10 protein-coding genes are annotated in these 13,627 nt (G+C 62.5%); 4 read left to right on the plus strand and 6 right to left on the minus strand.

Annotated elements, in window-relative coordinates; all coding sequences use genetic code 11:
• Positions 1-132: 132 nt before the first annotated feature.
• The 3 genes from QN219_RS13180 to QN219_RS13190 are packed head-to-tail and all read right to left on the minus strand — an operon-like array spanning position 133 to position 2,524.
• Entirely contained in the window at positions 133-1,326 is a 1,194-nt protein-coding gene (locus QN219_RS13180; RefSeq protein ID WP_284000136.1) for an MFS transporter, read from the minus strand.
• Positions 1,327-1,358: 32 nt separating this feature from the next.
• A complete protein-coding gene (locus QN219_RS13185; protein ID WP_284000137.1) occupies positions 1,359-1,745 on the minus strand; it encodes a VOC family protein in 387 nt (128 codons plus the stop codon).
• A complete protein-coding gene (locus QN219_RS13190; RefSeq protein ID WP_284000139.1) occupies positions 1,742-2,524 on the minus strand; it encodes a DeoR/GlpR family DNA-binding transcription regulator in 783 nt (260 codons plus the stop codon). Before QN219_RS13190 ends, QN219_RS13185 begins: the two co-directional genes overlap by 4 nt.
• Before the next feature lie 276 nt (positions 2,525-2,800).
• Between QN219_RS13190 and QN219_RS13195 the strand changes: the two genes are divergently transcribed.
• The 3 genes from QN219_RS13195 (at position 2,801) to QN219_RS13205 (ending at position 5,399) form a co-directional block, all read left to right on the plus strand.
• Positions 2,801-3,574 (plus strand): amino acid ABC transporter substrate-binding protein, encoded by a 774-nt coding sequence (locus QN219_RS13195; RefSeq protein WP_284000298.1) that lies wholly within the window; start codon positions 2,801-2,803, stop codon positions 3,572-3,574.
• Between the two features lie 407 nt (positions 3,575-3,981).
• Positions 3,982-4,641: an amino acid ABC transporter permease gene (locus tag QN219_RS13200; protein WP_284000140.1), complete on the plus strand. Its 660-nt coding sequence runs from the start codon at positions 3,982-3,984 to the stop codon at positions 4,639-4,641.
• Positions 4,638-5,399 (plus strand): amino acid ABC transporter ATP-binding protein, encoded by a 762-nt coding sequence (locus QN219_RS13205; RefSeq protein WP_284000141.1) that lies wholly within the window; start codon positions 4,638-4,640, stop codon positions 5,397-5,399. The genes QN219_RS13200 and QN219_RS13205 overlap by 4 nt, the downstream gene beginning before the upstream one ends.
• Positions 5,400-5,700: 301 nt before the next feature.
• Here QN219_RS13205 and pyc read toward each other — a convergent pair whose 3' ends face one another.
• Together pyc and QN219_RS13215 are read right to left on the minus strand one after the other, a co-directional pair.
• Complete coding sequence (gene pyc, locus QN219_RS13210) at positions 5,701-9,159, minus strand: pyruvate carboxylase (RefSeq protein WP_284000142.1); 3,459 nt, start codon at positions 9,157-9,159, stop codon at positions 5,701-5,703.
• A gap of 220 nt (positions 9,160-9,379) precedes the next feature.
• Positions 9,380-10,120 carry an autoinducer binding domain-containing protein gene (locus tag QN219_RS13215; protein ID WP_136505318.1) on the minus strand — a complete coding sequence of 247 codons (741 nt, stop codon included), beginning with the start codon at positions 10,118-10,120 and terminating at the stop codon, positions 9,380-9,382.
• A gap of 385 nt (positions 10,121-10,505) precedes the next feature.
• On the opposite strand from QN219_RS13215, the gene QN219_RS13220 reads away from it, so the two are divergent.
• On the plus strand, positions 10,506-12,263 hold the full coding sequence (locus QN219_RS13220; protein ID WP_284000143.1) for a glucan ABC transporter ATP-binding protein/ permease: 1,758 nt from the start codon (positions 10,506-10,508) through the stop codon (positions 12,261-12,263).
• Positions 12,264-12,474: 211 nt separating this feature from the next.
• Here the strand turns inward: QN219_RS13220 and QN219_RS13225 are convergent, their stop codons facing one another.
• On the minus strand, positions 12,475-13,575 hold the full coding sequence (locus QN219_RS13225; RefSeq protein WP_284000300.1) for an OpgC domain-containing protein: 1,101 nt from the start codon (positions 13,573-13,575) through the stop codon (positions 12,475-12,477).
• Between the last annotated feature and the right edge of the window lie 52 nt (positions 13,576-13,627).

Here is a 13,627-nt window from a genome sequence, read left to right on the forward strand (position 1 = left end):
GCCTTTCAGGTGGCGAAGGAATGCTTGCTTGTCAACGGCAACATCATGCGCTGACGGCGAATTGATGGCACGGCCGCCACCTCAAACAGCATCCGGAAAGCGCACTCGGCTTTCCGCGCATCCCGCGTGGATCTAATGTCCTTTTCCGTGATCCGCATGGACGGCGTGGTGCGAGAGAAGCAGCACGACGATGAAGAGAGCCGGAACGGACATGAAGATGATCGCGAAGCCGGTATGCTCGGCCACGAAGCCGATCAGCGAGGGGGCGAAGAGCATGCCGGAATAGCCCATGAACGTTGCGACTGAGAGGCCGATGCCGGGCTGCAGCCCCGGCATGTTGCCGGCGGCCGAAAAAGCAATCGGCACCATGTTGGAAATGCCGATGCCGGCGACAGCGAAGCCGAGAATTGCGACCAACGCATTTGGCGCGAGACCTGCGAGGACAATTCCGACAAGCGCCGTGACCGTGCAGATACGCAAGGTCCGCTTCGCGCCAAGCAGATCGCGGACATGGTCCCCCGCAAACCGCATCGCGGCCATCGTTGCCGAGAAGGCGGCGAAGCCGAAGCCCGAGAGTTCGACGGAGGCGCCGAGTTCGTTGCGCAAATAGAGCGCGCCCCAGTCGAGCACCGTGCCTTCCGGCACCATAGAGAAAAGGGCCATGATGCCGATCAGCCAGGGCAGCGGCGTCAGCGGCAGGCGCAGCTTCTCCTTGGCCGCGGCCGGATGAGGCTGGTCGGCGAGGACCATCGGCCAGGCGACGGCAAGAAACATGAGGCAAAGGACCGTGACGACAAGCACGTGCGGCAGCACGCCGAAACGCGCCATCAGGAAACCGCCGATGCCGGCGCCGATCAAGCCGCCGAGGCTCCAATAGGCGTGGCAGGAGGACATGATCGCGCGGCGCATCGACTTCTCGACCTCGACCGCATTAGCATTCATCGCCACGTCCATGGCGCCGACGAAGCCTCCGAGCAGGAACATGCCGATCGCCGCCGTCCAGACATTCGGCGCCAGCGTCAAGAGCAAGAGCAACGGCGACAGAATGATTGCGGTGACCTTGACCACCTTCTGCGAACCGACGCGGGCGATGAACCCGCCGGCAATCGGCATAAGCACCAGCGAGCCGATGCCGAACACCAGGATCAGAAGGCCAAGCACGCTCTCGCCTATCCCGAGCCGGTCCTTGAACTCCGGAATCTTGGGGGCCCAGCTGCCGGTGACGAAGCCGTTCATCAGGAACAGGAGCGACACGGCGAGCCGGTTTTTCGACATGTAGCCTTGCCGGACGAGGCCTTGAGAGGCGGTTTGTGTGCGCTGATCCATGAGTAACCTTCCCGCAGCCGGATCCGTCCGGCTCAAATGGTGATTTCGATAAGATTGCCGTCGGGATCGCGGATCACGGCCTCGTAGAAGCCGTCACCGGTCCATCGGGCTTTCGAGACGAGCATGCCCTCCCGGCCGGCCCGTTCCGCCATGTCGTCCACTGCCTCGCCGCTGCCGAGCGAAAGAGCGACATGCGCATAGCCTGCACGCTCTACCGTCGCCGCGTCATGGGGAGCAAGCCATGGCCCCTCCATCACCTCGATCGAAGGCCCGCTCCGAAGCGTCAGGAAACGAGAGCGGAAACCGGGACGGCGGCGGCTTTCATAGATTTCGCCAGCCTCGGCGCCGAAGAGTTCGGCCCAAAAGGCGGCGAGCCGGTCGATGTCCGTCGTCCAGAGAGCGATATGCGCGACATTCATCGGCCCGGCCTCTTCGCCAGGACGACGTCGGCTCCGCGCGCGCGGAGGGCGGCGATCTCGGCCTCGGGCGCATCGGCCTCGAGAACCAATGTCGTAACAGCCTCGATGCCGATGACGGCGTGCGGAGCGGCCGTTCCGAGCTTGTCGCTTGTTATGGCAGCGAGGACCGATCGGCTCCTCGACGCGATGAGACGCTTGAATGCCGCGTCCTCGAAACGGAAGGCTGTCAGTCCCGCTTCCGCGTCGGCGCCGCAAGCACCGAGAACGCAAAGATCGGGACGCAGAAGCTCGGCATCGCGTTGCGCCCGCGCGCCGACCGCTGCCCCTACCGCGCGATCGAGCGGGCCACCGACGAGGATAAGCTCCACGCCCGCCCTGTCCATCAGAGTAGCTGCGATGAGTGGAGTGTTGGTGACGATCGTTACCGGAAGGTCCGGCTCGATCGCCTCAGCGATTGCGAGATTGGCCGAACCGGCATCGAGGAAAACCGTCATGCCTGCCCGGATGAAGCCGACTGCGGCGCGGGCAAGCGCCGCTTTGCGCTCCGGGGCGAGTGAGGCGCGCTGGTTGAGCGAGCCGGCCATCGGCGCGAGCGGCAAAGCTCCGCCATAGACGCGCTCGCAAAGGCCTGCCGCAGCCATCTCGCGCAGGTCGCGCCGGATCGTGTCTTCCGAGACTCCGAATTCGCGCGCGAGATCGGCAGCCAGCACACGGCCGTCGGCTTTCAGCCGTTCCTGGATCAGGAATTTCCTTTCGCGCAGCAGCAGGTCCGTCGCCATATTTCAAATCGTGCATAAACGTGCATGAATCGGTTGAAACGTGAGTACCAGCCTTTCGCAGAAAATTCAATTGCCTTGCGCCGGCGGAACTTCGGTTGGCCGAGCACATTTTCCGAAAGGAGTGTTTTCGGCGAGATTTCGGCCGGTCCAAGGAAAAATCTTCATCGAAAGCCGGATGAATTGGTGTTTTATGCGCTCAGATGCGCCGGATTTTATGCGAATCTCGCCACAATCCGGACGACGGGCCGGAGAACAAGAAAGATGGAAAACAAGACAATGAAATTCCTCCCGACGCTTTTCGCTGCCGCCCTTCTGCAAATCGCCGCCTTCGCGCCAGCCCATGCGCAATCGAACCTCGAGCAGATCAAGTCTGCCGGCGTTCTGAAAATCGGTACCGAGGGCACCTATGCCCCCTTCACCTATCACGATGCCAGCGGCGCGCTGGTAGGCTTTGATGTTGAGATCGGCCAGGAGATCGCCAAGCGTCTTGGCGTCAAGGCCGAATTCCTCGAAGGCAAGTGGGATGGCCTGATCGCCGGCCTCGACGCCAACCGCTACGATGCGGTCATCAACCAGGTCGGCATCACCGAAGAGCGCAAGAAGAAGTACGATTTCTCGGAACCCTATATCGCTTCCAAGGCCGTGCTGATCGTCAAGGGCGACAACGAGGAGATCAAAGGCTTCGCCGATCTCAAGGGCAAGAAGTCCGCCCAGTCGCTGACCAGCAACTTCGGCAAGCTCGCCCAAGCCTCGGGCGCAGAGCTCGTTGGCACCGACGGTTTCGACCAGTCGATCCAGCTCGTGCTGACCGGCCGCGCCGATGCGACAATCAACGACAGTCTGTCCTTCCTCGACTTCAAGAAGCAGAAGCCGGACGCGAACGTGAAGATCGCCGCGGAGCAGGCCGATGCCGACTATTCCGGCATCATCATCCGCAAGAACGAGCCGGATCTGCTTGCGGCGATCAACAAGGCGCTTGCCGAAATCAAGACCGACGGCACCTACGACAAGATCTCGCAGAAATATTTCGGCGCCGACGTCTCGAAGTAACGCTTGCGAAATTCGGCGGCGATCGTCTGAAACGCCGCATGGCCCCTCATTCGCCTGCCGGCACCTTCTCCCCGCACGCGGGGAAAAGGGACCAGCGGCGCCCGCCCAAGTCCCCTCTCCCCGCCTGCGGGGAGAGGGCTAGGGTGAGGGGCAATGCGCGCACTCATATTTGCTGCAGCCCGCGAATCAGCTTCCTGCGCGAGATCCAATTGATGCAGAGCCCCACCCCTCCCCTTGTGGCGAGGGCCTGAAGGCAGGGAGGGGTTCCGCCGGACAGTTGCATGGAATGCGGGCTTCACACCCTTCCCCATCCTGCTTTATGAATCGTGATCCGTTCCGGCCCCGGAGCGGATCACGCTTTTTTGAAAGGCTTCCCCTTGCCCGACTGGCTTCATTGGCTTCCCCTGATGGCGGAATCGTTGCCGACCCTGCTTTGGGCCGGGTTGATCTTCACGATCCCGCTGACCCTGCTCTCCTTCGCCCTTGGCCTTCTGCTGGGTCTTGTCACCGCACTCGTCCGTCTGTTTGCACCGGCTCCCTTCGTCGCCGTGGCGCGGTTCTATGTCTGGGTGATCCGCGGAACGCCGCTCCTCGTCCAGCTCTTCGTCATTTTCTACGGCCTGCCGAGCATGAACATATTGCTCGATGCCTTCCCCGCCGCGTTGATCGGTTTCACGCTTAACATCGGCGCCTATACATCCGAAATCATCCGCGCCACGATCTCCTCCGTGCCGCGCGGCCAGTGGGAAGCGGCCTATTCGATCGGCATGAGCTGGGGCCAGGTCATGCGCCGGACGATCCTGCCGCAGGCAACCCGGGTTGCAATCCCGCCTCTCTCGAACACTTTCATTTCGCTGGTGAAGGACACTTCGCTCGCCGCAGCCATTACGGTACCCGAACTCTTCCAGACGGCGCAGCGCATCGTCGCGACCACCTATGAACCGCTGATCCTTTATATCGAGGCGGCGCTGATCTATCTTGCCATGAGCTCCGTACTGTCGGCCCTGCAGGTGAGGCTGGAGCGCCGCTTCGCCCGCTACGGCGGTTTCCTGGAGGCACGCGCATGATCGAACTCACCGACATCGAAAAGCGCTTCGGCACCAACCTGGTGCTCAAGGGAATCAGTGTGATGATGGCCGAAGGCACGGTAACGGCGCTGGTAGGCCCGTCCGGCGGCGGCAAAAGTACGCTGCTCAGATGCGTCAATCTCTTGGAGATCCCGACACACGGCGCGATCCGGCTTGGCGACGAGCGGCTGGAGTTCGTGCCTCACCGCACGGTCGGGTGGAGAGCGATCCAAAAACTGCGCCGGCAAACCGGCATGGTGTTTCAGAATTTCCAGCTCTTTCCCCATCAGACCGCGCTCGGGAACGTGATGGAAGGTCTTGTGACCGTTCTCAAATGGCCGGCGGACCGCGCCCGTGCCCGCGCGCTCGAGCTTCTGGAGAAGGTCGGCATGGCGCACAAGGCCGACGCCTGGCCGTCGACCCTTTCCGGCGGCCAGCAGCAGCGCGTGGCGATCGCGCGTGCACTTGCACCATCCCCACGCGTGCTCCTCTGCGACGAGCCGACCTCCGCGCTCGATCCGGAACTCGCCGAGGAGGTGGTCGAAGTCCTGAGCCGCTTAGCGCGCGAAGGCACGACGATGATCATGGCGACCCACGACCTGCGCCTCGCCTCACGCGTCGCCGACCACGTCATCTTCCTCGATGGCGGTGTCGTCGTCGAAAGCGGCCCGCCGCGGAAGATCTTCTCGACGCCGGAACGGGAACGCACGAAGAGGTTCATTGCGTCACTGAGTGCACCGATGAGCTATGATATTTGAGCAGCGTTTGGATCCCAATCGCACTGCTGCATCCACTATGAGCCGCCCATTTCCCTCTCTTCTTGTCATTCTCGGGCTTGATGTTTAGCCCGGGGACATAACTGACGGGTGTTCGGGGAGATGGCCGACACTGGCATGGATTTGGCTTCCAAGGAGATAGTCCATGCCGTGGCGAGAGGCGTCGAGCATGGAGAGGAGGGAGGAGAGTGGGCTACAGCAGGCTTGGCCTGCCTTCGCCCTCCCGCTCAAACCAGACGCCCAGGTCGCTCCCAACGATCTGCGTTTGGCGGCCTGACGAGCCTCACCCACCAAATACGATCAACAGATCCTTGGCGTCGATCTGGTCGCCGGCCCTGACCAGGACTTCGGCGATAACACCGTCCTTCTCGGCATGCAGCGCCGTCTCCATCTTCATCGCCTCGATCGACAGCAGCACGTCGCCGGCCTTGACCGGCTGGCCGGCTTGAACCGCGACGGTGGAGATCACGCCCGGCATCGGCGCGCCGAGCTGGGCGGCATTGCCGGCCTCGGCCTTGCGCCGGATGGCGCTCGAGGCGCCGCGGTTGCGGTCCGGCACCTTGATCGAACGCGGCTGGCCGTTCATTTCGAAGAACATCTTGACCATGCCCTTCTCGTCGATCTCGCCCTGTGCCTGGTTGAGGATGACGAGCGTCTTGCCCTTCTCGATGTCGGCGAAGAGCTCCTCGCCCGGCGCCATGCCGTAGAAATAGGCCGGCGTCGGCAGAACGCTGACCGGGCCGTAGGTCTCGGCGGCCATCGCGTAATCGGTGAAGACCTTCGGATACATCAGATAGGAGGCGAACTCGAAGTCTGTGAGTTCGCGGCCGAGCTTCTCTTCGATGCTTTTGCGCTCCGCGTCGAGATCGGCAGGCGGCAGCAGCGAGCCGGGCACGGCCGTGTATGGCTCTTCGCCCTTCAGCGCCTTCTTCTGCAGCGCCTCCGGCCAGCCACCCGGCGGCTGGCCGAGATCGCCCTTCAGCATCGAGACGACCGATTCAGGGAAGGCGATGTCCTTTGCCGGGTTTTCGACGTCGGCCACCGTCAGGTCCTGGGAGACCATCATCAGCGCCATGTCGCCGACCACCTTGGACGACGGCGTCACCTTGACGATGTCGCCGAACATCTGGTTGGCGTCGGCATAGGCCTGCGCGACCTCGTGCCAGCGGGTTTCGAGCCCGAGCGAACGGGCCTGCTCCTTGAGGTTGGTGAACTGGCCGCCCGGCATTTCGTGCAGATAGACTTCCGAGGCCGGCCCCTTGAGGTCGCTTTCGAAGGCCGCGTACTGATGGCGCACCGCCTCCCAGTAGAAGGAGATGCGGCGAATCCATTCCGGATCGAGGCCGGGATCGCGGTCCGAGCCGGAAAGCGCCTCGACGATCGAGCCGAGGCAGGGCTGCGAGGTATTGCCGGACAGCGCATCCATCGCCGCATCGACGATATCGACGCCAGATTCGACTGCGGCAAGCACGGTCGCCGCGGCAATGCCGGAAGTGTCATGCGTGTGGAAATGGATCGGCAGGTCGGTTGCTTCGCTCAGCGCCTTGAACAGCACGCGCGCCGCCGCCGGTTTCAGGAGGCCCGCCATGTCCTTGACGGCGATGATGTGAGCGCCGGCCTTCTGAAGTTCCGCTGCCAGGGCGGTATAGTATTTCAGATCGTATTTCGGCCGGGCGGACTTGAGAATATCGCCGGTATAGCAGATCGCCGCCTCGCAGATCCTATTCTCCTCGGCCACCGCGTCCATCGATACGCGCATGTTCTCGACCCAGTTCAGGCAGTCGAAGACGCGGAAGACGTCGATGCCGCCCTTGGCCGCCTGGCGGACAAAATATTTGACGACATTGTCGGGATAGTTCTTGTAGCCGACGCCATTTGCACCGCGCAGAAGCATCTGCAGGAGCAGGTTCGGCGCACCCTCGCGCACCATTGCCAGCCGCTCCCACGGGTCTTCGGTCAGGAAACGCATCGACACGTCGAAGGTCGCGCCACCCCAGCATTCGAGCGAGAAGAGGTTCGGCAGTGCCCGGGCATAGGTGCCGGCGATCCGGGCGATGTCATAGGTGCGCATGCGCGTCGCAAGCAGCGACTGGTGGCCGTCGCGCATCGTCGTGTCGGTGATCAGCGCCTGAGGCTGCGCCTTCACCCATTCTGCGAACTTCTTCGGTCCAAGCGCGTCGAGACGCTGTTTGGTCCCGGGCTGCACATTGCCGCCGATGAACGGCACCACGGGCGCGGCGATATCGTCGGACGGCCGCGGCCGGCCCTTGGCTTCCGGATGGCCGTTGACGGTGACGTCGGCAAGATAGGTCAAGAGCTTGGTGGCACGGTCCTGGCGCTTGACCTGCTGGAACAGTTCCGGCGTCGTGTCGATGAAGCGTGTCGTGTAGCTGTTGTCCTGGAATTTCGGATGGCTGATGATCGCTTCCAGGAAGGTGAGGTTGGTCGCGACACCGCGGATGCGGAATTCTCTCAGCGCGCGGATCATCCGCTTGATCGCCTCGTCCGGGTTTGGCGCCCAGGCGGTCACCTTTTCCAGCAACGGATCGTAATAGCGGGTGATCACGGCGCCGGAATAGGCCGTGCCGCCGTCGAGACGGATGCCGAAGCCCGTGGCGCCGCGATAGGCGGTGATGCGACCGTAGTCGGGAATGAAGTTCTGCTCGGGATCTTCGGTTGTGATGCGGCACTGCAGCGCATGGCCGTTCAGCCGGATATTTTCCTGCGAAGGCACGCCTGATTCCGGCGTGCCGATGGCATGGCCGTCGAGGATGTGGATCTGCGCCTTGACGATGTCGATGCCGGTGACGACTTCGGTCACCGTGTGCTCGACCTGGATGCGCGGATTGACCTCGATGAAGTAGAACTTGCCGGTATCGGCATCCATCAGGTACTCCACGGTGCCGGCGCCGACATAGTTTGTCGCCTCGGCGATCCGCTTCGAGTAGGCGGCAAGCTCCTCGCGCTGCGCGGCATTGAGGTAAGGCGCGGGTGCGCGCTCGACGACCTTCTGGTTGCGCCGCTGGATCGAACAATCGCGCTCGAAGAGGTGCACGACATTGCCATGGGTGTCGCCAAGGATCTGGCTTTCGACGTGGCGGGCGCGCTCGACCAGCTTTTCCAGATAGACCTCGTCCTTGCCGAAAGCGGCCTTCGCCTCGCGCTTCGCCTCGGTCACTTCGCGGATCAGGTCCTTGGGGTCGCGGATCGCCCGCATGCCGCGGCCGCCGCCGCCCCAGGAGGCTTTCAGCATCACCGGATAGCCGATCTCCTCAGCGAGTTTCGCGATCTCCGTCGGGTCATCCGGCAGCGGGTCCGTCGCCGGCACGACCGGCACGCCGATCGAGATCGCCAGATTGCGCGCCGCCACCTTGTTTCCGAGCTGGCGCATCGTCTCCGGCTTCGGGCCGATGAAGGTGATGCCGTTCGCCGCGCAGGCTTCGGCGAATTCCGGGCTTTCGGAAAGCAGGCCGTAACCCGGGTGGATGGCGTCGGCGCCCGACAGCTTGGCGACGCGGATCACCTCGTCGATCGACAGATAGCTCTCGATCGGGCCGAGATCGCGAGCAAGATGCGGTCCGCGTCCGACCTGATAGCTCTCGTCCGCCTTGAAGCGGTGCAGTGCCAGTTTGTCCTCCTCAGCCCATATCGCGACCGTTTTCAAACCCAGTTCGTTGGCCGCGCGGAAGACGCGGATGGCAATTTCGGAACGGTTGGCAACAAGGATCTTAGAGATAGGCAAGTCGGACTCCTCAAGACTTGAAAACGCGGGAATGCTGCACCCGCGAAATGAAGTTTTAGCGAGTCAATGAATGAAGTGCAATTTCAGATGCGACACCACAGCGCCGCGCATCCAATCAGACGCGCAGAGGACGCTGCAGCACTTCTGAAGTGCTGCATGCTATTTAAGGGAACATGCAGTGGAGCGGAATGAGGAAGGGTGTGAACGGACGGATTTGACCTCAGGAAATGAGGCCAAGGCGGAAGGCGATGGCGACGACGTGATGGCGATTCTTCGCTTTCAGCTTCTCCTGGATGCCGTTCATGTACCAGTCGACGGTGTGGCTCGAAATGTCCAGGACCTTGCCGATGTCGTTCGACGTCATGCCGTCGGCGAGGTAGTTCAGCGCCTCCATTTCGCGCCGCGTCATCTGCACTTCGACACGCGAGACGAGCTCGGCCATGATCTCCGGATCTGTGAGCTCCAGCAGCTTCCAGAAGAGCCTCTTCGCGATCGCGTCGAAGAGGCTGAGTTCGACGGGGCTGAGATCGACCACGCGCCCGCCGACGGTGAGATTGCCCATCAGCCCGCGCCGGCCGTGCACCGGGAAGATGTAGCCGTCGAAAAGGCCGTGATTGCGCGCCTCGACCATCATGCTTTCCATGCGCTTGCGGTGGGGGTCCGAGCGGAAGGCCGCGAGCGTGTCGCGCCAGCGGAAACCGCGTTGCGCATGGCCGAGATAGCGAATCGTCGGATCTATGACGACATACTTCTTGCGGATGTAGATTTGCGGCCATCCGTCCGGCCAGCGGCCGGCGAGCAGCAGCCTCAGCGGGTTCTCGTTGGGCTTTGGTTGGCGCACGACACCGTAGAAGTCGAAACCGCAACGATCGAGCAGCCGTTCGAACTCGGGCAGGATCTCCTCGCGCGTCTTCATCTCTTCCAAGAGCGCCAGAAACTGTACGAGCAACGTGATATTCATAGAACACCTTCAGATCGGGAATGCACGGGCGCAGCGCTTGAGAAGCCTCCATGAACGCGCCGTTCAGAAGCCATTCATGTTGCAACCGCGATAATTCTTCTTATCACGCCCGGTCTTGCACGAAACCTGCAAAATATCGGAGTGGAGGCACAAGATAGCGGACTATGGATTATCCCGCCAATCCTCCCTTGGCACCGGATGCTCCCAGAGCCCGCAGGGTTTAGCCTCCACCTTTTCAGCAGGAATGTCGCAAGGCCGCCCAGCGGGGCCTTGAGTGCCGGCGGTGGCGAAAGTTCTGCCACCCGGGCCGCAAGGGGCACAAATGCACTCGCCGCATCGAAACGTTGCTGCGGCGCAACATCCGATGCCCAGAAGGGGTGAGACAGTGTCTTTGTTCCAAGTGTATGCAAGAGCCCTTCAGTATCTTGCCGTTCACAAATTCCGCGTCGGGGCGATCGTCATCGCCAACGTCGTGCTCGCCATCATCACGATTGCCGAACCGATCCTCTTTGGCCGCATCATCGATGCAATTTCCTCCAAGGGGGAAGTCACGCCGATGCTGCTCATGTGGGCGGGGCTCGGTGTCTTCAATACGGTGGCCTTTGTCCTCGTCGCCCGTGAGGCCGACCGCCTCGCACACGGACGCCGCGCAACGCTCCTGACCGAAGCGTTCGGGCGAATCGTTTCCATGCCGCTATCCTGGCATAGCCAACGCGGCACATCCAACGCGCTGCACACGCTGCTGCGCGCCTGCGAAACTCTCTTCGGGCTTTGGCTCGAATTCATGCGGCAGCACTTGGCGACGGCCGTGGCCCTCGTCCTGCTCGTGCCGACCGCCTTCGTAATGGATATGCGCCTTTCGATCGTTCTCGTCATCCTCGGCGCGGCCTATGTATTGATCAGCAAGGCCGTGATGAACCGTACGAAGGAAGGTCAGGCTTCGGTCGAGAACCACTATCATACGGTTTTCTCCCATGTCTCCGACGCGATCAGCAACGTTTCGGTCGTTCATAGCTACAACCGCATCGAAGCGGAAACGCGCGAGCTGAAGAAATTCACCGAGCGGCTGATCTCGGCGCAGTTTCCCGTGCTCGACTGGTGGGCGCTGGCAAGCGCGCTGAACCGCATCGCTTCGACCATCTCGATGATGGCGATCCTCATCATCGGCACGGTGCTAGTGCAGCGCGGCGAGCTCGGCGTCGGCGAGGTCGTTGCCTTCATCGGCTTCGCCAACCTGCTCATCGGTCGCCTCGACCAGATGAAAGCCTTCGTGACGCAGATCTTCGAGGCACGTGCCAAGCTTGAAGACTTCTTCCAGCTCGAGGATTCGGTCCGCGAACGCGAAGAGCCGGCCGGGGCGCAGGAACTGACCGGCGTCGTCGGCGAGGTGGAATTCCGCGACGTGTCCTTCGACTTCGCCAACACGAACCAGGGCGTGCGCAGCGTCTCGTTCAAGGCGAAGGCCGGCCAGACGGTCGCCATCGTTGGCCCGACCGGCGCCGGCAAGACGACGCTCGTCAATCTCCTGCAGCGGGTCCACGATCCGAAGCACGGCCAGATCCTGATCGACGGCGTCGATATCTCGACCGTCACGCGCAAGTCGCTGCGCCGGTCGATCGCCACCGTCTTCCAGGATGCCGGTCTCATGAACCGCTCGATCGGCGACAACATCCGCCTCGGCCGCGACGACGCCTCGCTCGAAGAGATCATGGCCGCCGCGGAAGCCGCAGCCGCAAGCGACTTCATCGAAAGCCGCATGAACGGCTACGACACCGTCGTCGGCGAACGTGGCAACCGCCTGTCGGGTGGCGAGCGCCAGCGTGTCGCCATCGCCCGCGCCATCCTCAAGAACTCGCCGATCCTGGTGCTCGACGAGGCGACGAGCGCGCTCGACGTCGAGACCGAAGCCCGCGTCAAGGATGCGATCGATGCACTGCGCAAGGACCGCACCACCTTCATCATCGCCCACCGCCTTTCGACGGTGCGCGAGGCCGACCTGGTGATCTTCATGGATCATGGCCGGGTCGTCGAGATGGGCGGCTTCAACGAGCTCAGCCACAGCAACGGGCGCTTCGCCGCCCTGCTGCGGGCAAGCGGTATCCTGACCGACGAGGATGTTCGCAAGAGCCATACGGCGGCGTGAGTTCGCCGCAGCGTCCTGCAATCGAGAAACGCCCCGGAGCGCCTGCTCCGGGGCGTTTTGCTATTTCACCTACAGCGCCGCGCGTCAGTAGCATCTCCGAGCGCCAGGCTGATATCCCCTCTGCCCGGCAGGGCTGAGGGGGTACCCTCGATTTCCGTCATTGCAAGCCGCTCGGCTCTGCTCAACAGGGGCAACGCATTCCAGAATTCTCTCACGCGGCCCTGAGCGGTTTCGCGACCGCCACTTCCTTCAGCCACTCGAGGTAGTAGGCGTAGACGAAGTGAAGCCCGATGCCGGCGATGACGAAGAGCGAGCCGATGATCGGATTCCGACCGGTGACGAAGAGTAGCACTTGGCCAGCCATCGCAAGGATGGTCCCGAAGATGAAAACCGCGAGCGAATGGCGCCCGATCATCACCAGCGGATGATTGCGCTCAAGCCTGGTCAACCGGCTGACGAGCGGGGTGATGGCGAGAAGATAGGCGAGCGCCAGCACGTGCAGAAGCCGCGTCAGCGACAGGAACGTCTTGTCGAAGCCAGTGAGCACCGCCGGCAGCCCGAAGGAGAGGTCGATGTTCCACCAGGAAAACAGGACCCAGAAGCCGGAGACGAGCACGTAGGCGGCGGAAACCCCGATCAGCAACCAGTGTCGCGGCAGGCGTCCGCCGGCGCGCACGTGGCTCATGGAGAGAACACCGATGACGAAAAGGAACTGCCAGGACCAGGGATTGAGGAACCAGTAGCCCTCGTCCAGGAAGTTGGACGGCACCAGCTTGAACCAACCGGCGGCGAGCCACAGCACGGCCGACAGGGCAAGGAGGAGCCATCGCCCCACCGCGTTCAGCCACAGGATACCGGGCAGCATTAGGAACAGCGCCGCATAGAGCGACAGGATGTTGTTGTAGCCGAGCTGATGGCCGAGCAGCACCATCGCGACGATGCCTTGCTCCGCCTGCTCGACGATCGGCCGGATGTTGATCTCGCCGATCAGGTCCTGGCGGCCGAAATAGAGTGCGCCGCCCGCGAAGATCGCCAGCGTGACGACGCTCGTCATGATATGCGCGACATAGAGCGTCAGCGCGCGCCGCCATATCTTCAAGGTCAGAGCGAGCCTTGCGCCCGTGACGAATTTTCCGCCATAGGCCGCGCCGACCGCCAAGCCGGAAATCAGCACGAAGGCCTCGGCTGAATCGGAAAAGCCGATGTTCTTGTGTGTCAGATATTCGAGATATTGGCCCGGGACGTGGTTGATGAAGATCGTCAGCAGGCAGAGCGCGCGAAAGACGTCGAGGCGCGTATCGCGTTCGGTGATAACCGGCACAGGACGAGGAACGCTGATCCTGTGTCGATTGGAGCCCGGATCG

It is taken from the genome of Sinorhizobium sp. 8-89 (assembly GCF_030124325.1).
Lineage (GTDB): Bacteria > Pseudomonadota > Alphaproteobacteria > Rhizobiales > Rhizobiaceae > Sinorhizobium.

What these genes read in the sequence shown, in the direction of transcription:
- QN219_RS13205 (WP_284000141.1), top strand. Translation starts at nt 4,638, where the DNA reads ATGATCGAACTCACCGACATCGAAAAGCGCTTCGGCACCAACCTGGTG.
- QN219_RS13215 (WP_136505318.1), bottom strand. Translation starts at nt 10,120, where the DNA reads ATGAATATCACGTTGCTCGTACAGTTTCTGGCGCTCTTGGAAGAGATG.
- QN219_RS13180 (WP_284000136.1), bottom strand. Translation starts at nt 1,326, where the DNA reads ATGGATCAGCGCACACAAACCGCCTCTCAAGGCCTCGTCCGGCAAGGC.
- QN219_RS13185 (WP_284000137.1), bottom strand. Translation starts at nt 1,745, where the DNA reads ATGAATGTCGCGCATATCGCTCTCTGGACGACGGACATCGACCGGCTC.
- QN219_RS13195 (WP_284000298.1), top strand. Translation starts at nt 2,801, where the DNA reads ATGAAATTCCTCCCGACGCTTTTCGCTGCCGCCCTTCTGCAAATCGCC.
- QN219_RS13190 (WP_284000139.1), bottom strand. Translation starts at nt 2,524, where the DNA reads ATGGCGACGGACCTGCTGCTGCGCGAAAGGAAATTCCTGATCCAGGAA.
- QN219_RS13200 (WP_284000140.1), top strand. Translation starts at nt 3,982, where the DNA reads ATGGCGGAATCGTTGCCGACCCTGCTTTGGGCCGGGTTGATCTTCACG.